The 22,610-nt window shown below is 71.5% G+C and carries 17 protein-coding genes and 1 pseudogene; 17 read left to right on the top strand and 1 reads right to left on the bottom strand.

Annotation, left to right across the window (positions count from 1 at the left end; genetic code table 11):
- The first annotated feature begins 11 nt into the window (after nucleotides 1-11).
- The 5 genes and pseudogenes from Sdagh_RS18595 to Sdagh_RS18575 all read left to right on the top strand — a co-directional run bounded on the left by Sdagh_RS18595 (nucleotide 12) and on the right by Sdagh_RS18575 (nucleotide 4,226).
- The gene (locus Sdagh_RS18595) at nucleotides 12-983 is read left to right on the top strand and encodes an alpha/beta hydrolase (RefSeq protein WP_226535417.1); all 972 of its coding nucleotides are present in this window, start codon (nucleotides 12-14) and stop codon (nucleotides 981-983) included.
- A 119-nt stretch (nucleotides 984-1,102) separates the two neighbouring features.
- A complete protein-coding gene (locus tag Sdagh_RS18590; RefSeq protein ID WP_189425171.1) occupies nucleotides 1,103-1,453 on the top strand; it encodes a UBP-type zinc finger domain-containing protein in 351 nt (116 codons plus the stop codon).
- Between the two features lie 85 nt (nucleotides 1,454-1,538).
- Nucleotides 1,539-1,730 (top strand): annotated as a pseudogene (locus tag Sdagh_RS18585) (ClpB D2-like domain containing protein); the annotation flags it as partial.
- Nucleotides 1,731-1,837: 107 nt separating this feature from the next.
- Nucleotides 1,838-2,674 carry a PrsW family intramembrane metalloprotease gene (locus Sdagh_RS18580; protein WP_226535415.1) on the top strand — a complete coding sequence of 279 codons (837 nt, stop codon included), beginning with the start codon at nucleotides 1,838-1,840 and terminating at the stop codon, nucleotides 2,672-2,674.
- A gap of 130 nt (nucleotides 2,675-2,804) precedes the next feature.
- Nucleotides 2,805-4,226 (top strand): MFS transporter, encoded by a 1,422-nt coding sequence (locus tag Sdagh_RS18575; protein ID WP_190078735.1) that lies wholly within the window; start codon nucleotides 2,805-2,807, stop codon nucleotides 4,224-4,226.
- 80 nt (nucleotides 4,227-4,306) lie between these two features.
- Here the strand turns inward: Sdagh_RS18575 and Sdagh_RS18570 are convergent, their stop codons facing one another.
- Entirely contained in the window at nucleotides 4,307-5,299 is a 993-nt protein-coding gene (locus Sdagh_RS18570) for a helix-turn-helix domain-containing protein (protein WP_190078736.1), read from the bottom strand.
- A 412-nt stretch (nucleotides 5,300-5,711) separates the two neighbouring features.
- Here Sdagh_RS18570 and Sdagh_RS18565 point away from each other — a divergent pair, with 412 nt between their 5' ends.
- The 12 genes from Sdagh_RS18565 to Sdagh_RS18510 all read left to right on the top strand — a co-directional run bounded on the left by Sdagh_RS18565 (nucleotide 5,712) and on the right by Sdagh_RS18510 (nucleotide 22,583).
- Nucleotides 5,712-6,110 (top strand): SsgA family sporulation/cell division regulator, encoded by a 399-nt coding sequence (locus Sdagh_RS18565; RefSeq protein WP_190012285.1) that lies wholly within the window; start codon nucleotides 5,712-5,714, stop codon nucleotides 6,108-6,110.
- 229 nt (nucleotides 6,111-6,339) lie between these two features.
- The gene (locus Sdagh_RS18560; protein ID WP_226535413.1) at nucleotides 6,340-8,697 is read left to right on the top strand and encodes an ATP-binding protein; all 2,358 of its coding nucleotides are present in this window, start codon (nucleotides 6,340-6,342) and stop codon (nucleotides 8,695-8,697) included.
- Nucleotides 8,698-8,850: 153 nt separating this feature from the next.
- The gene (locus Sdagh_RS18555; protein WP_308288752.1) at nucleotides 8,851-11,172 is read left to right on the top strand and encodes a helix-turn-helix domain-containing protein; all 2,322 of its coding nucleotides are present in this window, start codon (nucleotides 8,851-8,853) and stop codon (nucleotides 11,170-11,172) included.
- A 128-nt stretch (nucleotides 11,173-11,300) separates the two neighbouring features.
- Nucleotides 11,301-11,786, top strand: a complete 486-nt coding sequence (locus Sdagh_RS18550; RefSeq protein ID WP_189425182.1) for a DUF1269 domain-containing protein — start codon at nucleotides 11,301-11,303, stop codon at nucleotides 11,784-11,786.
- Nucleotides 11,787-11,967: 181 nt separating this feature from the next.
- On the top strand, nucleotides 11,968-12,339 hold the full coding sequence (locus Sdagh_RS18545) for a dehydratase (RefSeq protein WP_189425183.1): 372 nt from the start codon (nucleotides 11,968-11,970) through the stop codon (nucleotides 12,337-12,339).
- A 6-nt stretch (nucleotides 12,340-12,345) separates the two neighbouring features.
- Entirely contained in the window at nucleotides 12,346-12,621 is a 276-nt protein-coding gene (locus Sdagh_RS18540; protein ID WP_306887966.1) for a WhiB family transcriptional regulator, read from the top strand.
- A gap of 166 nt (nucleotides 12,622-12,787) precedes the next feature.
- Nucleotides 12,788-13,663 carry an alpha/beta fold hydrolase gene (locus Sdagh_RS18535; protein ID WP_189425187.1) on the top strand — a complete coding sequence of 292 codons (876 nt, stop codon included), beginning with the start codon at nucleotides 12,788-12,790 and terminating at the stop codon, nucleotides 13,661-13,663.
- 85 nt (nucleotides 13,664-13,748) lie between these two features.
- Nucleotides 13,749-14,474: an alpha/beta fold hydrolase gene (locus tag Sdagh_RS18530; protein WP_190078800.1), complete on the top strand. Its 726-nt coding sequence runs from the start codon at nucleotides 13,749-13,751 to the stop codon at nucleotides 14,472-14,474.
- Nucleotides 14,475-14,605: 131 nt separating this feature from the next.
- A complete protein-coding gene (locus Sdagh_RS18525; protein WP_190078721.1) occupies nucleotides 14,606-17,533 on the top strand; it encodes an FAD-binding and (Fe-S)-binding domain-containing protein in 2,928 nt (975 codons plus the stop codon).
- A gap of 43 nt (nucleotides 17,534-17,576) precedes the next feature.
- Complete coding sequence (locus Sdagh_RS18520; RefSeq protein WP_189422216.1) at nucleotides 17,577-18,419, top strand: fumarylacetoacetate hydrolase family protein; 843 nt, start codon at nucleotides 17,577-17,579, stop codon at nucleotides 18,417-18,419.
- A 123-nt stretch (nucleotides 18,420-18,542) separates the two neighbouring features.
- Complete coding sequence (locus Sdagh_RS18515; protein WP_189422217.1) at nucleotides 18,543-19,646, top strand: helix-turn-helix domain-containing protein; 1,104 nt, start codon at nucleotides 18,543-18,545, stop codon at nucleotides 19,644-19,646.
- Nucleotides 19,647-19,832: 186 nt separating this feature from the next.
- Nucleotides 19,833-22,583 (top strand): helix-turn-helix transcriptional regulator, encoded by a 2,751-nt coding sequence (locus Sdagh_RS18510; protein WP_226535411.1) that lies wholly within the window; start codon nucleotides 19,833-19,835, stop codon nucleotides 22,581-22,583.
- Nucleotides 22,584-22,610: the final 27 nt, after the last annotated feature.

Below are 22,610 nucleotides of genomic sequence, written 5' to 3'. Positions count from 1 at the left end.
AGGAGTTCGCAATGTCCTACGTGTACGAGCCGGTGCAGCCGGTGCTGGAACCCGCCGCTGCCGCGTTCGCCGAGGCGACCAACACGCCCCCGTACCTGGCCGACCTGGGTCCGGTCGAGGGCCGCAAGACGGTGGACGAGGTCCAGTCCGGTGACATCGCCAAGCCGGCGGTGGACGAGGAGTGGATCACCGTCGAGGGCGGCCCGACCGGCTCCGTCCGCGCCCGGATCGTCAGGCCCGCCGGGGCCGAGGGCACCCTGCCCGTCGTCCTCTACATCCACGGCGCCGGCTGGGTCTTCGGCAACGCCCACACCCACGACCGCCTGGTCCGCGAACTCGCCACCGGCGCCGGCGCCGCCGTCGTCTTCCCCGAGTACGACCTCTCCCCCGAGGTCCGCTACCCGGTGGCCATCGAGCAGAACTACGCCGTCGCCCGGTGGATCGTCCAGGAGGGCGCCGCCCAGGGCCTGGACGCCTCCCGCCTGGCCGTCGCCGGCGACTCCGTCGGCGGCAACATGGCCGCCGCCCTCACCCTGATGGCCAAGGAGCGCGGCGACGTGTCCCTGGTCCAGCAGGTGCTGTTCTACCCGGTCACCGACGCGAGCTTCGACACCGGCTCCTACCACCAGTTCGCCGAGGGCTACTTCCTGCGCCGCGACGGCATGCAGTGGTTCTGGGACCAGTACACGACCGACGAGGCCGAGCGCGCCCAGATCACCGCCTCCCCGCTGCGCGCCACCACCGAGCAGCTCGCCGGCCTGCCCGCCGCCCTCGTCATCACCGCCGAGGCCGACGTCCTGCGCGACGAGGGCGAGGCCTACGCCTCCAAGCTCCGCCAGGCCGGCGTCCCCGTCACCGCCCTGCGCGTCGAGGGCGTCATCCACGACTTCGTGATGCTGAACGCCCTGCGCGAGACCCACGGCGCCGAGGCCGCCATCACGACCGCGACCCGCACCCTCCACGCCGCCCTGCACACCAGCTGACACGGCGACGCCCCACGCAGCAGGCTCCGCCCGCAGGAGAAGGCGGCCGGCACCCGGCCGGCCGCCTTCCGTCGTCCGGCCCGCCCGCCCCCTTTCCGACCACACCCCGCGGAGACACAGTGACGACCATCGACGGCATCAACCCCGACACCCCGCCCAGCGGCAACGGCTGCGTCGAATGCGAGGCCACCGGCGCCTGGTGGTTCCACCTGCGACGCTGCGCGAACTGCGGGCACATCGGCTGCTGCGACGACTCCCCCGCCAAACACGCCACCGCCCACGCCCACGCCAGCGGGCACCCGATCATCCAGAGCTACGAACCCGGCGAGGACTGGTTCTGGGACTACGGCACATCCACCCTGTACGAGTCCGGGCCACGGCTCGCGCCCCCGCACAGCCACCCCGCCGACCAGCCCGTTCCCGGCCCGGCGGGACGCGTACCGGCCGACTGGACCGACCGGCTGGGCTGACCCTGCTCCCGTTCCCCTCACCCGTCCCGTACGAAGCACCTCGCGTACCGAAGGGCCCTGCACATGACCACCCCCGGCCTTCGGGGCACGCCCGTTGCGCCGCACCCTCCAGACGGAGGTGGACGACCGTCTTGCCGACCTGCTGCTGGCGGGTGAGCTGGAGGCCGGTGACGAGGCACACGTGGACGCCGTGGACGGTGTGATCACCGTCGGCGTCGACAGGGCCGAGGACGACCGGGCCGCCTCCGCCCCCGAGAACCCCGCCCCCGAGGACTGAGAGACGGCCGCCGCACCGGCGGCCCCGAGCACGTGACGCGGACCGGTGCCGGACGGACGGTGCCGGCCGCGCCCCCCCTGTCCCCGCCCTTCCCACGGAGGTCACCCGTGTCCGCGTCCAGCGCAAGAAACGCCACCCATCGGGCCGACCGGTCCCTGGCCGCCGCCGGCCGTCACTGGAGCTGGGCAGCCGTGCTGGGCGTCGGGCTGGCCCTGTTCTGGCTGCTGCGGGTGGCCCTGATATCGACGGGCAACCCCAACCTGGTGCCCTCCCTGATCTTCCTCGGCGCCGCGGTGGTCCCCGTCGCCTTCGTCACCTTCGTGGCCGGACGACGGCTGGACTTCGGCGTCGGCCCCGGGATCGCGGCGGTAACGGCCCTGGTCGGCGGGGTGCTCGGAGTCGCCACGGCCGGCGTACTGGAATACCGGGCCCTGCTCGCCACCCATGTCCTGCCGGTCGTCGTGGTGGGCCTGATCGAAGAGGCGGCGAAGCTCCTGATGCCCTTGCTGGTGCTTCTGGCCGTCGAGGACCGTCACCCCGCGGACGGGCTGCTCGTCGGCGTCGCCGCCGGCGCCGGGTTCGCCGTCCTGGAGACCATGGGGTACGCGTTCGTGGCGCTCGTCGACTCCGGGGGCGACCTGGCGGCGGTCAGTGGACTGCTGGTGATCCGGGGAGTGCTGAGCCCGGCCGCGCACATGGCGTGGACGGGACTGACCTCCGCCGCCCTGTGGTCGGCGGCGACCGGGGCGCGGCGGGGCCGCGGGTTCGTCGTCTTCGCCGGGGTGTTCGTGGTCACGGTCGCCCTGCACGCCGCGTGGGACGGGTTCGCCACCACGGGCGCGTACGTGGTCCTGGGCGCGATCAGCCTGTCTCTGCTGGTCGTCAGCACCCATCTGCTCGCCTCCGCCCGGGCCGCGCGGGTGCCGCTCGCGCCGGTGGTCTGAGCACGTCGGCGGGACCGGCCGGGCCGGTCGTGTCCCTCCTCCGGCGGGGCCGGGCGGTCCACCGCTCCGGGCGGGGCCCCGCCGAACACATCCACGGGTCCTGCGCGGCCCGGTGACGAACGGACGGTTCATGAGCGACACAACCGGTTCCCGCACTGCCGAGGAGGACATCGGCGGCGCGGCCGGACCCGCCCTCGCGGTACCCCGGCCGGCCCGAGGACCACGCCCCGGTGTCACCCTCGCCCTGACGAGTGCGGCCACCGCCCTGGCTCTGATGGCGTACACGGCGCCGATGGTGACGCTGGCACGGACCGCGGCCGACCTGCGCACCGCGCCCTCGGCCCAGGCCTGGCTGCTCAACGGTGCGCCTCTGGGACTGGCCGCCCTGCTCCTCGTGGCGGGAAGCCTCGCGGACGACTACGGCAGGCGCCGGATCTTCGTCTGGGGCACCTGCGTCCTGGGCGTCACCACCGCCCTGGGCGGACTGACGGACTCCACCCTGCTGTTCACCCTCGCCCGGGTGGCGCAGGGCGCGGCGAGCGCGGCCCTCCTCGCGAGCAGCCTCGGTCTGATCGTGCACGCCTTCACCACGTCGCGCGGCCGCCTGCACGCGAGCGGCGTCTGGGGCGCGTCCGTCAGCGGCGGCATCGCGGTGGGTCCGCTGCTGGCCGGGGCCCTGCCGTCCTGGCGCCTGGCCTACGCCGTGCTGGGCGGTGCCGCACTGATCGTGGCCGCCCTGTCCGTACGCGGGCTGGCGGAGTCCCGCTCCGCGCACCGCGGCCGGCCCGACCTGGCCGGAGCGGCCGCCTTCGGCCTCGCGCTGACCGCGCTGGTCGCGGCCCTCACTCTCGGCCGGGAGGGCTGGCTGAGGGCACCCGTTCTGCTGCTGCTCGCGGCGGCGGCCCTGCTGACGGCCGCTTTCGCCTTCGTGGAGGGGCGGGTGCGGCATCCGATGATCGATCTCACGCTGCTGCGGCGTCCGCTCTTCCTCGCCTCCTCCGTCGGCGGGCTGTTCACCGGCTTCGCGGTGATCGGCCTGTTCAGTTTCCTGCCGACCCTGTTGCAGCGGACGCTGGGGCTGTCGCCGATCGGCACGGCCTGGCTGTTCTTCCTCTGGTCCGGGCTGTCCTTCGTGGTGGCGCTCTTCGCCCGTCTTCTGAACGGTCGTCTCTCCCACCGCCACCAGTTGACCCTGGGCTTCGTCCTGCACGCCGTCGGAGTGCTCGCCATGCTCGGCGCGTTGGACGCCGGTTCCTGGCACCGGTTGCTGCCCGGTCTGGTGGTCGCGGGTGTGGGCAGTGGGCTGCTGAACGCCGCGCTGCCCCTGCTCGCGGTGGACTCCGTGCCCGCGGCACGGGCCGCCATGGGGTCGGGAGCGCAGCAGAGCGCCCGCTACATCGGCTCATGCGCGGGAGTGGCCCTCACGATCGCGCTCGTCGCGTCGGCCGGGACCGAGGCGCGGGGAGCCGACGTGGCGCTGGTGGTGTCGGCCGCGCTGTCACTGCTGGCAGCCGTGGTCCTGGCCGTCCTGCGGGAGGGCAAGCGGCGGTGACCCGCGCACCGGCGTCCTCAGCGTCCACAGGTACGCGGGGGGGGCGCCGGGTCCGGTGGTCCCGCGGGCGGCCACCCCGCCTACTGGGCTCCGATCCCGGCCGGAGCCTCCTCCCGCCAGGCCTGGAGGCGGAGGCTGCGCCACTCGCGGGGCGACAGTCCGTAGGCCCCGCGGAACGCGCGGCTGAAGTGCGTCGGGTTGACGAAGCCCCACCGCTGGGCGATGGCCGACACGGTGGGCGCGGTACGGCTGCGCCGCGCCAGTTCGTGGGCGCACTCCTCCAGTCGGCGCCGCTGGATCAGCCGGCTGACCGTGATGCCCTCGTCCTCGAAGAGGCGGTGCAGATAGCGCACCGAGATGTTGTGCGCTTTGGCCACGGACTCCGGTGACAGGGTCGGGTCGCTCAGGTTCTGGTCGATGAACGCGCGCACGCGGCCGACGAGGAAGTTGCGGGTGCGGCCGTCGCCGTCGCCCTTCTCCGCCACCTGCTCCGCCACCAGAGTGGAGAAGAGGTCGATGAGGGTATTGGCCAGCCCGCCCGAGGCGGCGGGCACGTAGTGGTGGGCGGAAGCCACCACCGTGAGGATGAACGGCCTCAGAACCGCGGCACACCCCCGGCCCGTGGCGGTCACCCTGCTGGTGACGCTGTTCAGCTCGTCGTCCGTGAGCGCGAGCATGCGGCGGGGGATGTACACCATGCGCAGGGAGAAGGGCTCGGGGTGGTCCATGAGGCTGGGGCTCGACGTGCGGTAGACGAAGAGGTCGTTGGTGACGGCGGTCGCCTCGTGCCCGTTCTGCACGAGAACGGTCCGGCCCGTCGTCTGGACGCCCACGACCACGAAATCCCCCGGGGAGCGCTTGATGTGCGCCGCCGTCCGCCGGACCTGCTGCGCGTCGGCTTCCACGGTGGCCACCCGCAGTCCGCCGATCCGGTCGGTGACGAGTCGTCCCCGGAACGAATGCTCCTTGTACGGGACGACGCTCACGGGCACCGGTATCTGCCCGAGGGCGTCGCGCCAGTAGGCACCCTTCCGTTCGTCGGGCACCAAGGACGTCGTCAACACAGGGCTCATCCGATACTCCTCCTCAAGCACATGGCACCGGCGGAGACGGACGGCGGACCGCGGTGCGGGCCGGTGACCAGGCCGCCTGCCCGCATGTTCCCGTCGCCATCCGGCGCCGGGAGTCAGGCAGCGACCTCGCGGCCTGTGTCCCCGCCCCCGGACAGCCAAGCACCGTGCCTCGGCGATCACCAGGCACTAAGGAGGCAGAAGAGGCAATAACGGACGTGAGGGGTGTGTGAGCCCCCGGTACCCGGCCGCGCGATGTCCATGCCTCCCCCGCCCCGATGAGGTTCGTCCAGAGGCAACCGCGCATGCGCTGAACGGAGAAGCACGGGGGGCGGGTGACCCTACGGTCGTCGGCAACCATCCGGTCATGACACGTCAGTCGGGAGACCTCATGAGTCATCACCCCACATCGGTCATGCGCACAGCCACCGCTCTCGTCAGCGTCGCGGAGGAGCAGCGGGTGCCGCTGCCCGCGCGGCTCGTCTACCACACGGACGACCCGTACGCCGTGTGCCTGTCCCTGGGAGAACCCGCGAAGAGCGTCACCTGGGTGTTCGCCCGGGACCTGCTGGCCGAGGGGATGCGACGGGCGGCGGGCGCCGGCGCCGTCCTGGTCTTCCCCCGGCACCGGTGTCTGCCGGACACCATGCGCATCGTCCTGCGCTCTCCCGCGGATGCCGCGCTGCTGGAGATACCGGCGTCACTCGTGACGGCGTTCCTCCACGACACCTACGCCCTGGTGGCCCCGGGAGCGGAAGGCACGCACATCGATCTGGACGGTTGCCTGGCACGTCTCGCCGGGCCGAACGGCTGAGCCGGGGTCCGCTCGGCCCGCCCCCGGTGGTTCCGGTTGACCATCAGCGCACCGCCAGTTGCACCAGCGCGTACTCTTCCCGGCTCAGGACGTTCCCGCCCGCGGACGGGCTTCACCTTGGCATAGCCTGTGCGTGCATCAGTGGCGCGAGGAAGGGCCACTCGGTGCCACTTCATCTGGTCGAACTTCGGTCAGCAGACAGTGGCGAGGTACAGCGAGCGTGACAGCCGTGGAACCAGTGAACGCGGAAACACAACCGGCCTTCGGCTCCGTCCTCCGGGAGCTGCGTCTGGCAGCCTCACTCACCCTCGAGGGGCTGGCCGAGGCCAGCGGAGTGAGCGTCCGGGGCATCGGCGATCTGGAGCGCGGTCGCCGTACGGCACCGCAACGACGCACGGTCGCCGCCCTCGCCCGTGGCCTCGGGCTGTCCGGACCCGGTCTGCAACGCTTTCTGGACGCGGCCCGCGCCGGACGCGACGACGGATATACCCCGGTCGGTGTCCGGGCCGTCCCGCGGGGTTCGTCCGACTTCGTCGGCCGGGAGCACGAGCTGACCCGGCTCACGGAGCTGGCGGTGTCGCTGGCCGGGCGGCGCGTACGGGGCGGTGAGGGCGACGCGTCCACCGCCGGCGCGCCGCCGGTGGTCGTGGCGGTGTCCGGTGCTCCCGGTGTCGGCAAGACGACGCTCGCGCTGGAGGCCGCGCACCGGCTCGCCGGCCGTTTCCCGGACGGTCAGATCGTGGTCGACATGCGGGGTCTGGACGAGGAGGCGCCGACACCCGTGGAGCTCATGCTCGGTGTCCTGCGCGCTCTGCGCGTGGCCGACCGTGAGGTGCTGAACGCCGGGCCCCAGGGGCATGTCCACCTCTACCGGCAGACCCTGGCGCAGCGCCGCTTCGTGCTCGTGCTCGACAACGCCCGGGACGAGGCGCAGGTACGCCCTCTTCTGCCCGGCGTCGGCGAAGGCATGGTCATCGTCACCAGCCGGCGCATGCTCACCGGCCTGGAGGGCGTGCACCGTATTCCGCTGGACAACCTCAGCGCCTCCGAGGCCACGGCCCTGCTGACGCGCCTGGCGGGCACCGAGTCCTCGAGGGCCGCCGCGGCGGAACTGCGACGGATCGCCCTGCTCTGCGGATGCCTGCCACTCGCCCTGCACCTGGCGGGACACTGGCTGGCGACGGGCCGGACCTGGCCCGGAGCCGACCTCGCGGATCGGCTGGCGCCCACCGCGGAACCCTGGGGCAGCATGGTCGCGGGGGACGTCCGGGTGTCCGCGACCTTCGACCTGTCCTATCGCCAGCTCAGCGAGCCGGCCGGCCGCATGTTCCGGCGACTGGCGCTGGTGACCGGCCCCGACATCTCCGCCGCGGGGGCGGCACGGCTGTGCGGGCAGCCGCTCTTCGACGCCGAGGACTGCCTGGAGGAACTGGTGGAGGCGGGCCTGCTGGCCGTCGAACGGGACCGCTACCGGATGCACGACCTGTTGCGGATCCACGCCGGGAACAAGCTGCGCGCGGAAGAGAACGCGGGGAGTACCGCGCGCGCCAGAAAGGCCCTGCACGATTGGCTGCTGAGCACCGCGATCGTGGCGGGCCGCTGGTACGAGCCCGGCTTCGGTGCGCCGCCCGACGGCTGGGACGGGGACGTGGACCTGTCGACGGCGGACAAGGGCCGGGCGTGGCTGCAGGACGAGAGCGCGAACTGGCTGTCGGCACTGCGGGCCGCCGCGGCGGAAGGCCGAGACGCGACGGTGGTGGACGTGGCGGAGGCGCTGCACTGGTTCTCCGACCAGTGGATCTTCTGGGGCCACTGGCCGGAGGTCTTCGCCCTGGCCGCCGGCAGCGCGGAGCGGACCGGCGACGCGGTCGCGCACGCCACCCAGCTCAATTACCTGGCCTGGGCCCGGCTCGCCTGCGAAGGACGCTACCGCGACAGCCTCGTCCACTCTCACCGCGCCCTCGCCCTGGCGCGGGACGCCGACGACAAGCGGCAACAGGCGTGGGCCCACTTCTACATCGCCTGGGCGCACCGCAAGCTCGCCCAGTACGGTACGGCGGCGGACCACATGAGCCGGGCCGGCCGCCATTTCGAGGGGGTGGGTGACGCCGAAGGCGGCCTCACCGCCCGGCACGGGATCGCCCTGATCCTGTCGGAGTCCGGCCACGGCGAGGAGGCGATCGCCGCCTTTCACAGGGCCCTGGAATACATCGAGCGGGAGCGGGACCGCCTGGAACCCCACGCCGTCGACTTCGCCCGCATCGGCCTCCACAGCGGCATGGCCTACTGCTTCGAACAACTGGGCAGGGCCGCGGAGGCCGTTCTCCAGCTGCGCATCGCCGTCGACCTGAGCGGTCGAAGCAACAACATCGGTGTGCAGAGCCGCGAACTGTACCGTCTGGGCACCCTTCTCCTTAGTATGAAGCGCTCTGCGGAAGCCCGGGCCGTCTTCGCACGGATCGTCACCCTCGGGTCGGCGGCCGACCCGCAGTGCGCCCGGGACGCGGCCGTCCGCCTCGACGCTCTCGACGCCGACGAGACAGCCGCGAGGGGCCTGTCCCTGGTCGAGACCGACCAGCCGTGCTGACGGCCACCCCCACGGCGGGAGCAGATCCAGAGAAAGCGGACAGAGGTTACAGTTGCTGCCGAGCCGGCGATTCCCTGTCCGACCGTGCACTTCGATCAAGCGCTCCCAGTTCGGCTGCGAACGTTCCTCGAAGCCGGGAGCAGGGTTCACCGGGTGACGAAGGGAGCGGCGAGAGTGAACGGCGGCACACAGGAGTTCGGCACACTGCTGCGTCGCTTCCGGACGGACCGGCTCCTGACCATCCAAGGGCTCGCGCAGGTCTCGGGGGTGAGCGTCCGTGGCATAGGGGACCTCGAACGCGGCCGGCGCGCTGCTCCTCAACGACGCACCGTGGCCGCTCTCGCGGCCGGTCTGGGGCTCGACGCCGACGAGTGTGATCGCCTGTTCGCCGCGGCACGCGAGGACCGTTCGCGCCCATCGGCCCCCTTGTCCGTCCGGACCTTCCCGCGCGGCATCGAGGATTTCGTCGGACGGCGGTACGAGCTGCTCACACTGGCGGGGCTGGCCGCCGAGGCAGCCGGCCCCGGCTCGCCGGCCGGCCCGGCCGGAGCGGCCGGAGCGGGTGCCGGCCCCACGGTCGTGGCCGTGTCGGCTCCGCCCGGGATGGGCAAGACCGCCCTGGCACTTCGGGCGGCCCGCGTACTCGCGGACCGCTTCCCGGACGGTCAGATGGTGCTGGACCTGCGTGGTACGGACGAGGACCCGCCTCCCGCGACCGAGATCATGCTGCACGTGCTCAAGGCGTTCCACGTCGCGGACACGGAGATCGTCGAGGCCGGTGCCACCGGGCAGGCCGGCCTCTACGAGAAACTCCTCCTCGACCGGCGCTGTCTGCTGATTCTCGACAACGCGCGCGACGAGGCCCAGGTGGCTCCGCTGCTGCCCCGGCGGGGCAGCAGCATGTGCCTGGTGACCAGCCGCAAGGTGCTCACCGCCCTGGAGGGCGTCCACCGCATGAGTCTGCGTGAGTTGTCCCCCCAGGAGGCCATCACCTTCCTCGGCGGGATGATCGGTGAAGAGCGTGCGCGGCGAGAGGCATCCGCCCTCAGCGAGGTGGCGTCGAGATGTGGCTACCTGCCGCTGGCCCTTCGCATCGCCGGAAGCCGGCTGGCGACCCGTACCGGTTGGACCGTGCGTCGGCTGGCCGACCGGCTCGCGGTGGACAAGCGCCGGCTGGACGTCCTGGTGGCCGGTGACAGAAAGGTCTCCACGGCCTTCGATCTCTCCTACCAGCAGCTCACCCCGGACGCCGCCACGCTGTTCCGGAGGCTGTCCGCCGTCCCCGGCCCGGACGCCGGCGCCGCCTGCGCGGCACACCTGCTCGGCCGGGACCTGCCGTCGGCGGAGGACGTGCTGGAGGAACTCGTGGAGGCTGGACTCCTCGACATCATCGGCGACCGCTTCCGCATGCATGATCTGCTGCGCCTGTACGCGCACAGCCGTCTGGAGGCCGAGGAGGGCGAGGACGGCGCCGAAGCGGTGCGCACCGGCCTGTACCGCTGGCTGCTGGACACCACCGTCGTCGCCGGCCGGTGGTTCGAACCCGGGCACGGCGCTCCTTCGCCGTCCTACCAGGGGCTGGTCGACCTGTCCTCCACCGCCCTCTCCCGGCAGTGGCTGCGGAGCCAGGGCACCAACTGGCTGGCCGCTCTGCGCGCCGCGGCCGACGCCGGCGACCACGCCGTCGTGGTGGAAGTGGCGGAGTCACTGCACTGGTTCTCCGACCAATGGATCTTCTGGGGCCACTGGCCCGAGGTCTTCAGGATGGCCGCGGACAGCGCCGAGACGCTCGGCGACGACGCCGCTCGTGCACGGCACCTGAACTACTGCGCCTGGACGCTCATCGTGTGCGAGAGGCGTCCCGCGGACAGTCTGCCGATATCCACCGAGGCACACGCGGTGGCCACGCGGGCTGCCGATGTCGCGCAGCAGGCGTGGGCCCACTTCTACCAGGGCTGGGCCTATCGGAATCTGAATCAACTGGTGCGGGGCACCGAGCATTTCGGACGTGCAGCGGCCCTCTTCGCCTCGGCCGGCGACGTGCACGGCAGTCTGCAGGCTCGGCACGGCCAGTCCCACATCCTGCTCCTCAGGAAGGACGCTGCCGCCGCCCTCACCTCCTTCGAGGAGACACTGGTGTTCCTGGAGGCCGCCGGTGCCGCCGTCGAGCCGCACATCGCGGCGGCGACACGGATCGGTATCGCGTCCGGCGTCGGGCGCAGCCTGGCCCTGCTGGGGCGCTGGGAGGAGGCCATCGCGCGCATGCGAGCGGTCGTGCGCCACTGCGCGGAACGCGGGGACACGGCGGCGGAGAGCAGGCACCTGGTGCACCTGGCGGAGGTGCTGATCGCCGCCGGCCGGGGGGACGAGGCCCGTGAGGCCCTGCACGCCTGCGTGACGCTGGCTCCCGGGGCCGACCCACAGCGCATCGCCGACGCGCGTGCGCTTCTGCTCCGCCTGCGCGAAGGACAGTGACGAGGGTCTTTCTGCCTCTGCGTGCCCCGCTCTGTGCTGATACCGCACGCCGGACCGGACGGACCTGGGAGATCGCCGCGAGCGGCCCTTTACTGGACGCGCACAACCGCGAACGGAAGGGTATATCGATGGCCACGCTGACGGTCTGGAAATTCGACGCGCCGCAGAGCGCGCAGCAGGTGGAGCAGAAACTGCTCGGTCTGCAGAAGCAGGAATTGATCACCGTGGTGGACGCCGCCACCGTCAGCTGGCCCGAGGGGGCGAAGAAGCCCAGGACGAAGCAGCTCACCGATCTGGTGGGGGCGGGTGCGCTGTCCGGTTCGTTCTGGGGGCTGCTGTTCGGTCTGATCTTCCTCATGCCGCTGCTGGGTGCCGCGGTGGGGGCCGCCGCCGGCGCGCTGGGCGGCAAGCTGACGGACGTGGGCATCGACGACGACTTCATCGACTCGGTGAAGTCCCAGGTGACCCCCGGTACGTCGGCGCTGTTCCTGCTCACGCGGGACGAGGTCCTCGACCGGGTCAAGGAGGCATTCCCGGCGGAGCACGCGGCACTGATCCGCTCGAACCTGGACCGGGAGCAGGAGGCCAGGCTGCGCGAGGTCTTCGAGGCCTGACCCCGCACCTCACCCGACGTCTCCCGCCCGGGGCCGTCCGACGCGCATGGCGTCGGACGGCCTTTGGCATGTGCGGCCGCCCGGTCCTCCTCAGGCAAGAACCAAGGCGTCTACAAGCAAGAGGAACGGCGTTCATGAATTTAGGCTGCACATCATTCCGCTTCGACCGCGAAGGGGTCAGATGGAGACCACATCCGCCCACGCACATTCGGTCGTACCGACCCGTTCGTTCGACGAGTTGCGGGTGGGAGACATACTCAGGGCGCCGTGTCTCACACTGACCCCCGCGCATGCCGCCGTTTTCACCACGGTGGTGGCGGAAGGCCACCCGATACCCCGGCTCGCCGGAGACGTACTCGTCAGCCAGTTGGAAGTGTCGTGCCGATTCCTGGCTTCCCGAGTGAACCCCGGCGACACGCTGTATCCGCTGCTCATCGTGACGGCCCTGCAACCTCTGGGCATCAACGGTGTCGTCACCACGCGGGCGACCATTCACAACCAGAACCGGGAACTCGTCCTGTCCGGGCAGCGCAAGTACCTCCTGCGTCGCTGAAAGACGGTGAGAATCGTGAAATCCACCACCAAGCCACTGCTGCGTGTCTGGGAATGGCAGGCCGAGGCCGCTTGCCGAGGCATGAAAAGCTCGGTTTTCTTCTCTCCTCCGGGCGAGCGGGGTTCCGCCCGCAAACACAGGGAAGCGCGCGCTGTCGCCGTCTGCCGCGACTGCCCGGTGCGGCCGGAGTGCCGATCGTTCGCCGAGGCATCCCGGCAGACCTACGGAGTCTGGGGCGGTGCCACCGAACGCCAGCGCCGCGCCCCCCGGCCCGGTCACTGAGCAGGCGCGGAAGCGCAGATGGGCGTGCGCTGTCGGGCAAGGCGGATCCGGGCGACCGGCCCACCATGGGCAGTGGTAGCGCTCGGCCCGCCCCGACGAAGGGTGTCCGACACCTCTGCCGGGAGCCGGGCACTCATTTCCGTTCCTCCGACCTTTGCGAGTCGACATGACAGCCACCACGGAGATCACGCACCACACGAAGGTGCTCAACGGCATCAACCAGCACTGGGTCAGTGCGGGCCAGGGGCCTCCGGTCTACCTGCTGCACGGCTTCCCCGAGACGTGGTACGGCTGGCGCAAGCAGATCCCGGTCCTCGCCGAAAAGTACACCGTCATCGCGCCTGACCTGCGCGGCTACGGGGACACGGAGAAGCCGGCCGCCGGCTACGACAAGCGCACGATGGCCCAGGACGTCCTCGCCCTGATGGACCACCTCGGTCACGAGAGGATCGCGCTCGTCGGTCATGACCGGGGCGCGCGGGTGGGTACCCGCTTCGCCAAGGACCACCGGGACCGGATCGACCGGTTCGTCGCGATGGACAACATCCCGACCCGGGTCATCGCCGACACCTATGACGTGGCGATGGCGCGGCAGGGGTACTGGTTCTTCACCTTCCTCCAGGTCCCGGATCTGCCGGAGGCGCTGATCGCCGGCAACGAGGAGACCTGGCTGACGCACTTCTACCGCGGCTGGTCCTACGACCCGGAGATGCTGACGCCCGAGGAGATCGACGTCTACGTCCGTGCCTACCGGCAGCCCGGCGCGGTCCGCGGCTCGTGCATGGACTACCGGGCCGCCCCCGTGGACGTGGCCCAGGACCGCGAGGACGAGGACCAGCCCATCGACTGCCCGGTGCTGACCATCTGGGGCGAGGACTTCAGCGCCGTCGGCCAGGCCTACGACGTCCTGGACGTGTGGAAGGGCATGGCCCGCGAGGTGCGCGGCGTCGGAATCCCCCAGTGCGGTCACCTCTGCCAGGAGGAGAAGCCCGAGGTGGTCAACGCCGAACTGCTGGCCTTCCTGGACGGCTGGAACGGCTGACCTGGCGGACGTCTACGCCGTTCCGCCTCCTCCCCCGTTTCCCGCCCCACCGCGCACCACCCCGGCAAGAGAAGCGAGTTCGTTCATGTCCCGTTCGCAGCAGCCCACCGTCGTCCTGGTCCACGGCGCGTTCGCCGACGCCTCCAGCTACGCCAGTGTCATCCCCGGCCTGCTCAAGCGCGGCCTCAAGGTCGTCGCCCCCGCCGTCCCCAACCGCAGCCTCATCGGCGACGCCGCCTACATCGCCTCCGTCATCCGCCAGATCGACGGCCCCGTCATCCTCGTCGGCCACTCCTACGGCGGCGCCGTCATCACCGTCGCCGGCGTCGAGGACAACGTCCAGGCCCTCGTCTACCTCTCCGGCTACGCCCTCGAAGTCGGCGAAAGCCTCGGCGAACTCCAGGGCCGCTTCCCCGACTCCGACCTCGCCGCCGCCCTCGTCTACACCCCCTTCCCCATCGAAGGCTCCGACACCCCCGGCACCGACGTCTCCGTCGAACCCGACAAGTTCCCCGCCATCTTCGCCGCCGACGTCGACCCCGACACCGCCAAGGTCCTCGCCGTCTCCCAGCGCCCCCTCGCCGCCCAGGCCTTCGCCGACGCCGCCCCCGCCGCCGCCTGGAAGACCAAGCCCTCCTGGGGCCTGGTCTCCTCCTCCGACCACACCATCAACCCCGACGTCGAACGCTTCGGCTACCAGCGCGCCGGCATGACCGTCACCGAGGTCGACTCCTCCCACCTCGTCATGCTCGCCCACCCCGCACGCGTCATCGCCCTCATCGAAGAAGCCATCGACGCCACCAGCAAGTAACACCACGTCCTCAGGGAACCCACCGCGCCCCGTACGCCACGCCGCGCCGCCCGTCCCCCGCCGCTGGACCACACGGCCGGTTCGGCGTCCGGCAGACCGGACGGCACGGCGCGGCAGGAAAGGAACCTTTCATGCCGCTGCTCGATCCGAAACCGGCTGCGCTGCGTCCGCACCCCGTGGACGGTCCCGCCGTCGACCGGGTGCCCGACGAGCGCGCCTTTGGGACCCCGGACGCCCTGCGGGACGCCCTGGTCGCGACGCTGGGTCCGGGCAAGGTGCTGCACAAGATCTCGGATCTGGTGCGGTACGCCTCGGACGCCAGTCCCTACCGTCTGGTGCCCCGCGTGGTCGTCGTCGCGGAGACCACCACCGACGTCTCGACCGTACTCAGGCACGCCCGCGAGCACGGCCGTCACGTGGTGTTCCGCGCCGCCGGCACCTCCCTGAACGGCCAGGCCCAGGGCGACGACATCCTGGTGGACGTGCGCCGTCACTGGACCGGTCTGGAGATGCTCGACGACAAGGTCCGGGCGCGGATCGGACCCGGCACGACGATCGGGCGGGCCAACATCTCGCTCTCCCGGCACGGGCGTCTGATGGGTCCGGACCCGGCCAGTTCCCTCGCGTGCACGGTCGGTGGCGTCGTCGCGAACAACGCCTCCGGCATGACCGCCGGCACCACCCGCAACTCCTACCGGCTGCTGTCCTCGCTCACCGTGGTGCTGCCCTCGGGAACGATCGTGGACACCGCCGCCCCGGATGCCGAGGAACGCCTGCGCGCGGCCGAGCCGGACCTCGTGGCGACGCTGCTGGAACTCAAGGCGGAGATCGAGGCGGACAGCGCGCTGGCAGCCCGCATCCGCACCAAGTACGAGTTGAAGAACACCAGTGGCTACCGGCTGGACGCCTTCCTCGACGGGGCGACCGCCGTCGAGATCCTGCGCGGCCTGATGGTCGGCTCCCAGGGCACGCTGGGCTTCATCGCGGAGACCGTCTTCGACACGGTCCCCCTGGACCGGCTGACCTGCACCGCGCTGCTGTTCTTCCCCGACCTGCCGTCGGCGGCGGCCGCGGTGCCCCTGTTCAACGACGCCGGGGCACGGGCGGTCGAACTCATGGACGGCAACACCCTGCGCGCCTGCGCGGCCGTCGAGGGCGTGCCCGACGACTGGCGGGACATACCGCAGGAGAACGCGGCACTCCTCGTCGAGTTCCGGGCGTCCACCCCGGAGGACCACCTCGCGAACCAGCGAGCCGCCCGGGCGGTCGCCGAAGGGCTGCACCTGGTCGCTCCCGTGCCCTCGGTCACTGACGCCTTCGTCACCGATCCGGGCACCGTGCACACCTACTGGCACGCCCGTGAGGCGTTCATGACGGCCGTGGGCAAGGCCCGGCCGACCGGGACGACCCTGATCACGGAGGACTTCGCCGTCCCGCCGTCCCGGCTGGCCGAGGCCAGTGAGGCGCTGCTGGAGATGCAGCGCCGCTACGGTTACGACGCTGCGGTGGCGGGTCACGCGGCCCACGGCAACCTGCACTTCCTGCTCGCCTTCAACGCCGCACGGCCCGAGGAGGTGGAGCGGTACGCGGCCTTCATGGACGAGTTCTGCGCCATGGTCGTCGACCGGTTCGACGGCTCGCTGAAGGCGGAGCACGCCACCGGCCGGAACATGACGCCGTACCTGGAAGCGGAGTGGGGGACGCGGGCCACCGAACTGATGTGGCGCGTCAAACAGGCGCTGGACCCGCACGGCGTACTCGCCCCGGGCGTGGTGCTCAACCGCGACCCCAAGGCACACCTGAAGCACCTGAAGACGATCCCCACGATCGAGGCCATCGCGGACCCGTGCATCGAATGCGGCTTCTGCGAACCGGTCTGTCCGAGCCGGGACCTGACCACGACACCCCGGCAGCGGATCGTGCTGCGGCGCGAGATGATGCGGCAGGAGTCCGACTCGCCCGTCACCGACCACCTGCTCGACTCCTACGGCTACGACGCCGTGGACACCTGCGCCGGCGATTCGAGCTGCAAGATCGCGTGTCCGGTCGGCATCGACACCGGGGCGATGATGAAGCACTTCCGGCACCAGCGCCACGGGCGGCGCGCCGAGCGGAACGCGGAGCGGATCGCCGAGCGTTTCGCGGCCGTGGAGACCTCGGTACGTGCCGCGCTCGGCGTGGCCGAGCACGTGGACGACCGCCTCCTGCACGGCGTCACCTCACTCGCCCGCAAAGCGGTCTCGCCCGATCTGATGCCGGAGTGGATCAGCGCGATCCCCGGCCCGGCCGGCAAACGGCTGCCGCACACCCGCCGCGAGGGTGCCGCCGCCGTGTACTTCGTCGCCTGCGTCAACCGCATCTTCGCGGGACCGGAGGGGGGCGAGGACCTCTCCCTCCCGGAGGCGGTGGTCGCCCTGTCCGAACGGGCCGGCCGCCCGGTGTGGGTGCCGTCGGACCTGACGGGCTCCTGCTGCGCGACGATCTGGCACTCCAAGGGCTACGACGACGGCAACGCCTTCATGGCCAACCGCACCGTCGAACGGGCCTGGGAATGGACCGACGGCGGTACGCTCCCGCTGGTCGTCGACGCCTCGTCCTGCGCCCTCGGCATCGGGCACGAGATCGTTCCGTACCTCACCCCCGAGAACAAGCTCCGTCATGAGCGGCTGAAGGTGGTCGACTCGCTGGTCTGGGCGGCCGAGGAACTGCTGCCGCGCCTGGTCGCGGTCACCACGGTCGGCAGCGCGGTGATCCATCCGACCTGCTCGATGCACCACCTCGGTGACGTGGCCCAGCTGGAATCGCTGGCGCGTTTCGTGGCCGACCGGGTGACCGTGCCGGTGTACGCGGAGTGCTGCGGTTTCGCCGGTGACCGCGGGATGCTGCACAGGGAACTGACCGAGTCGGCCACGGCCCATGAGGCCGAGGAGGTCGTCGCCGGCCAGTACGACGCGTACCTCTCGGCGAACCGCACCTGCGAGATCGGCATGGAGCACGTGACCGGCCGCCCCTACCAGTCGGTGCTGCTTCTTCTCGAACGGGTCACCAGGCCCGCCTGACGCGAGATCGCCCGTCCTTTCCCCCTGTCCAGGAGAATCCGTCATGCGCATCGCCAACCTGTCCGGACGTCTGACGCTGCTGAAGAGCGGGCGGGCGGTGGACGTCCACGACGCCAGTGGCGGCCGCTTCCCGTCCGACCCCCAGGCCGTCTACGAGCGCTGGGACGAGTTCCGCACGTGGGCCGACGCCGGCACGGCACCCGGTGTCCCGTACGACCCGGCCGCTCTGGGCGCGCCCGCGCCCGCTCCCCGTCAGCTCTTCGCCGTCGGCCTGAACTACCGCGAGCACGTGGACGAGGCCGGCTTCACCCAGCCCGAGGGCATGCCGCCGGTCTTCACCAAGTTCGCCGCCAGCATCACCGGTCCGGTCACCGATGTGGTGCTTCCGGAAGGGGGGCACACGGACTGGGAGGTGGAGCTGGTCGTCGTCATCGGCCGGACCGCGCGCCGGGTTCCGCAGGCCGAGGCGTGGCGTCACGTGGCCGGTCTGACGGTCGGACAGGATCTGTCGGAGCGCGTTCTGCAGATGAGCGGTCCCGCCCCGCAGTTCGGCCTGGCCAAGTCCTTCCCGGGGTTCTCCCCCATGGGGCCCTGCCTGGTCACCCCCGACGAGTTCGACGACCCCGACGACCTCCAGCTGCGGTGCAGCGTGAACTACGAGGAAGTGCAGCACGGCTCCACCCGGAACCTGATCTTTCCGGTACCGGCGCTCGTGTCGAAGCTGTCGGAGGTCCTGGAGCTGTATCCGGGAGACGTGATCTACACGGGTACACCGTCCGGCGTCGGCCTGGGACGGAATCCCCAGCGGTGGCTGTCCCCCGGGGACCGACTGATCAGCTCCATCGAGGGCATCGGGGAACTGCGCCAGCGATTCGTGGCGGAGTGACCGACGCGTCAGATGCCCTGTGTCACCGATGGTGACACAGGGCATCTGACGCGTTCACGTGATGTACCGGGAGCGAGCGGCTGGCACGGTGTCCTCAGGAAGACAGCTCGAGGGGCAGGACACATGTCGTCGGACGCGGCCACACCGGACAGGACCAGGAAACCGACCACCGCTCGCTTCTCCACCGATGACGTGGCCGAGCACCGCCGGGCGGCCTACTGGTCCGACGCCCTGACCCGTGTCTTCGGGGGCGTCGAGGTCCCGGTCGCGGACGAGGGCTGCCGGGGCACCGTTCAGGCATCCCTGCTCGGCCTCGTACAGGTGGTGACCGTGGAGGGCGCGCCGATGGCCATGAATCGGCCCGCCCAGCCCGCCGGGTCACGGCCCGACGGCTGCCTCATGGTCATGTCACTGTTCGACGGCACCGCCGTGGTGACGCGGGGCGGTCAGGTGACACCCGTGCGACCCGGTGAGACCGTCTTCTACGACTCCGCCCGGCCGATGCGCATCGACTTCACCAGCGCGTTCCGGGTCGCCTGCCTGATCTTCCCGCGGACGCTGATCGGACTGCCGGACACACACCTGCGGCGTGTGCTGGGGGCGCCGATCAGCAGGTGCGCGCCCTCCGCGTCGCTGTTGTGGCCGCTGCTGGCCGGCCTCGGGGAGACGGTGCCGAAGCTCCCGCCCGGCAGCGGCGAGGTGCTGCTGCGTCACGTCGTCGGACTGCTCTCCGTCGTCGCCGAGGAGCCACTGCCCGCGGATCACCCCTCCTCCCCCGCCTCCCAGGACCTGCTGAGCCGCATCAAGTCGTACATCGACCAGCGGCTCGGCGACCCCGCTCTGTCATTGGCTTCCATAGCCCGGGCCCATCACATATCGGTCCGTTATCTGCACAAACTCTTCGAGTCCGAGGACACCACGGCCAGCCGGTGGATCCAGCGCCGCCGACTGCAGCGGTGCCGGCACGAGCTGGCCCGCCAGGAGTCCGCCACCCTCACCATCTCCAGCGTGGCCCGGCAGTCCGGTTTCTCCAGTGCCGCGCATTTCAGTCGCGCCTTTCGCCGCGCCTACGGGATGTCCCCGGCCGAGTGGCGGGAGAAGGTGCTGCGCGAGAGCGAGCCGGTCCAGACCAGGAAGACGGCCACCGGGACGGCCGAGCGCGGAACACGGATGCCGCTCCTGAGCGCCCTGTCCCTGCGACGGCCGCCCGGACCCGCGGCGGCCTGACTGCCCCTCCCCCGCCTTCCGTCACTCCCCGATCGAGCACAGCATTCCGGTCATCCGCATACTTTCAGCCAAACGCAACCCGCGCGTGCGATAGTGGTATTTCGGCGCGTGGCGCTTGGTGCACGTACCGGACAGTGTGGTATGGCCTGGCTCTCGGCCGGGTGCTTGCGGACGGAAGGAACGCCTGTGACGGCGGCGGGACAAGCGCTGTCCGGCAGCGGTCTGCGTGGCCGGGAAGCCGAGCGGGAACGACTTCGGTCACTGGTCGCCTCGGTGGCGCGCACGGGCAGCGCGGCGCTCGCACTGATCAGGGGTGAGGCGGGCATCGGCAAGACGGTGCTCCTCATGGACACCGCCGAGCACGCGGCCGCGGCCGGGTACTCGGTGGGCCTGGGCAAGGCCGACGAACTGCATCACCTCGTGCCGCTCTCCTCCTTGCTCACCTGCCTCACCCCCGGTGGCCGGCCATTGCTCCCGGACAAGGCCCTCGCTCAGCTGCCCCAGAGCCACGACCACCGCATCTGGCTGGTGCAGCGCTTGGCGGAACACATCGAGACGCTGGCCGCGCGCGCCCCTGTCCTCATCGGCCTGGACGACCTCCAGTGGGCTGACCCCCTCAGCGTCTTCGTGCTGACCCAGCTTCCGACGCGCGTGCGCGCCCTGCCCGTGCTGTGGCTGCTGACCAAGCGCCAAGGGCCTCCCCAGGATGCGGACGAGACGCTCACCGCGGCGTCCCGGGCGCTGACGACGGCCGACGTGCACCTGGGACCGCTGCCGGCGGCTGTCATCCAGCAGATGGCGGCCGACGCCCTGGGGGCGGCCGTGGACGATTCGGTGCACGACCTGCTCGAGGGTGCCGGGGGCAATCCCTTCCTGGCGGCCGAGATGCTCGCGGGGCTGCGGTCCGCGGAGTCCACGGGCCGGTCCGTTCCCTCGGGACTGGTGGTCGGCGTGCGCGGCAGGCTGTCGACGCTCTCCGCCGACACCCTGCACTTCCTGCGGATCGGCGCGGTACTGGGCCGTCGGTTCCGGTTCCAGGACGCGGCCGCGTTGAGCGGACGGTCCCCGGCGGCCATGATCGGTCCGCTGGACGAGGCGGTCCGCACCCATGTGCTCGCCGACGAGGGAGAGTCGCTGATCTTCCGGCACGACCTCCTGCGCCAGGCGGTCTACGCCGACATCCCGCCTTCCGCTCGCCGCGCCCTGCACAGGGCGGCCGCCCAGCACCTCGTCGACGCGGGCCGTCAGCCGATCGAGGCGGTCTCCCACCTGCTCACCGGAGCGCTGCCCGGTGACGAGGAGGCCGGCCTGCTGCTGGGACGGGCCGCCGACGACGTACTGGCGGTGGCACCCGGTCTCGCCGCCGACCTGCTCACGCGCGCCGTGGAACTGATTCCCGCGCACCGACCCGTCGGCTTCGACGTCGGGGAACGAGCGATCGTCGCCCTGGCCCGGGCCGGACGGGACAAGGAGGCGCTGGCCACCGGGGAAGTGCTGCTCGCGCGGCATCCCCCGCTGGACGTGTACAGCCGCATCCAGGCGGCGATCGGCGCGACCCTGTGGAACCTCAACCGCGCGGAGGATCTGCGGCGCCTGGTCGACACCACGCTCGCCGTCGAAGGCGCCCGTCCGCGGACGCGGGCGCGGCTGACGGCCCTGCGGGCCCTGGCCCTGTCACGCGGCGACGACCTCGCCGCCGCCCGGGAGGCCGGCGAGACGGCACTCCGACAGGCCATCACCACCGGCGACCGCGAGGCCCACGTCCAGGCGTTGTTCGGACTGGGCGAGACGGCACTCAACGCCGGCGATACGGCCGATGCGCAGAAACGATTCATGGCGCTCAGCTCGGTCGACCCCGCCTATCTGCCCGAGGAGATCGTCGCCTGCCAGCACCTCGACGACTTCGCGCGTGCCGAGCGCCTGCTCGGCCGGGCGACGAGCCAGGGCGAAGGCGCTCGCCGCGAGGCCATGCTTCAGTGGGCGCAGGGACAGCAGAGGCTGGGCCTCGGGCGGCTCGACGACGCCGAGACCGACTTCGTCACCATGGAGCGGCTGGAGGACGAGGTCGGAGCCTCGGTCCAGCAGGTCAACGCGCGCGTCATCCGGTCACGCATCGGCCTGCTGCGCGGCGACCGCACGGCGGCCCGTCAGGATCTGCTCGCCGCGCGCGAGCGGCTGGTGCCCCACCCGAATCCGGGCAATACGGCAGCCGTACGCTACCTGGAGGCGCTGCACGCCGATGCCATGGACGATCACGCCCTGGCCCTTGAGCATCTGCGGGAGGTCCAGCGGCACGACGGTTACATGCGGTGGCGCCTGCTGCGCCCGTGGGTGGACGAGGCGGTCCGCATCGCCCTGAGAGGGGGTGACCGCGAGCTGGCCGAGGATCTCACCGCGCAGGCCGAGGCACACGCCGCCCGCAATCCCGGGGTGCCCACCGCCACCGGCCTGGCGGCCCGGACACGCGGGCTGGTCTCGAACGACATCGGCCTGCTGCGGTCTTCCGTGGCTCTGCACCGCGACGGTCCCCGGCCGTTGAACCTGGCGGAGGCCCTGGCCGACCTCGGAGCGGCACTGGTGAGCGCCGGCCACCGGGCGGAAGCGTCCGAGGTTCTGACCGAGGCGCGGGCCGTGTTCACCGAGTCGGGGGCGCACGCCGCGGCAGCCCGGGCGAACGGCCTGCTGGGAGGTGCGGGGACGCGGGTCCGACGCGGGTCCGGGAACCCGCGTCCGCTCCAGGGCTGGCAGGCCCTGACCGCGTCGGAGCGGAAGGTCGCGCGTCTCGTCGCCGCGGGGCACAGCAACCGCGCGGCCGCCGATCTGCTGGTCGTCTCGCCGCACACCGTCAACACCCATCTGTCCTCGATCTTCCGCAAACTGTCCGTCCGGTCCCGGGTGCAGCTCACGCACGTGGTCCTGGCCTCCGACGAGGACTGATCCCCGGTTTGGTACGTTCGCGCGAGG

This window comes from Streptomyces daghestanicus, assembly GCF_020521275.1.
In the GTDB taxonomy this organism is placed as follows: Bacteria; Actinomycetota; Actinomycetes; order Streptomycetales; family Streptomycetaceae; genus Streptomyces; species Streptomyces griseoviridis.
The sequence above is the reverse complement of the archived record's forward strand: the minus strand, read 5'-3'. Positions and strand labels throughout refer to the sequence as shown.

Bases quoted from the DNA above. Each gene is read 5' to 3' on its own strand.
- Sdagh_RS18530 (WP_190078800.1), top strand. From the start codon at position 13,749: ATGTCCCGTTCGCAGCAGCCCACCGTCGTCCTGGTCCACGGCGCGTTC.
- Sdagh_RS18565 (WP_190012285.1), top strand. From the start codon at position 5,712: ATGCGCACAGCCACCGCTCTCGTCAGCGTCGCGGAGGAGCAGCGGGTG.
- Sdagh_RS18575 (WP_190078735.1), top strand. From the start codon at position 2,805: ATGAGCGACACAACCGGTTCCCGCACTGCCGAGGAGGACATCGGCGGC.
- Sdagh_RS18520 (WP_189422216.1), top strand. From the start codon at position 17,577: ATGCGCATCGCCAACCTGTCCGGACGTCTGACGCTGCTGAAGAGCGGG.
- Sdagh_RS18515 (WP_189422217.1), top strand. From the start codon at position 18,543: ATGTCGTCGGACGCGGCCACACCGGACAGGACCAGGAAACCGACCACC.
- Sdagh_RS18525 (WP_190078721.1), top strand. From the start codon at position 14,606: ATGCCGCTGCTCGATCCGAAACCGGCTGCGCTGCGTCCGCACCCCGTG.
- Sdagh_RS18570 (WP_190078736.1), bottom strand. From the start codon at position 5,299: ATGAGCCCTGTGTTGACGACGTCCTTGGTGCCCGACGAACGGAAGGGT.
- Sdagh_RS18545 (WP_189425183.1), top strand. From the start codon at position 11,968: ATGGAGACCACATCCGCCCACGCACATTCGGTCGTACCGACCCGTTCG.
- Sdagh_RS18595 (WP_226535417.1), top strand. From the start codon at position 12: ATGTCCTACGTGTACGAGCCGGTGCAGCCGGTGCTGGAACCCGCCGCT.
- Sdagh_RS18535 (WP_189425187.1), top strand. From the start codon at position 12,788: ATGACAGCCACCACGGAGATCACGCACCACACGAAGGTGCTCAACGGC.
- Sdagh_RS18550 (WP_189425182.1), top strand. From the start codon at position 11,301: ATGGCCACGCTGACGGTCTGGAAATTCGACGCGCCGCAGAGCGCGCAG.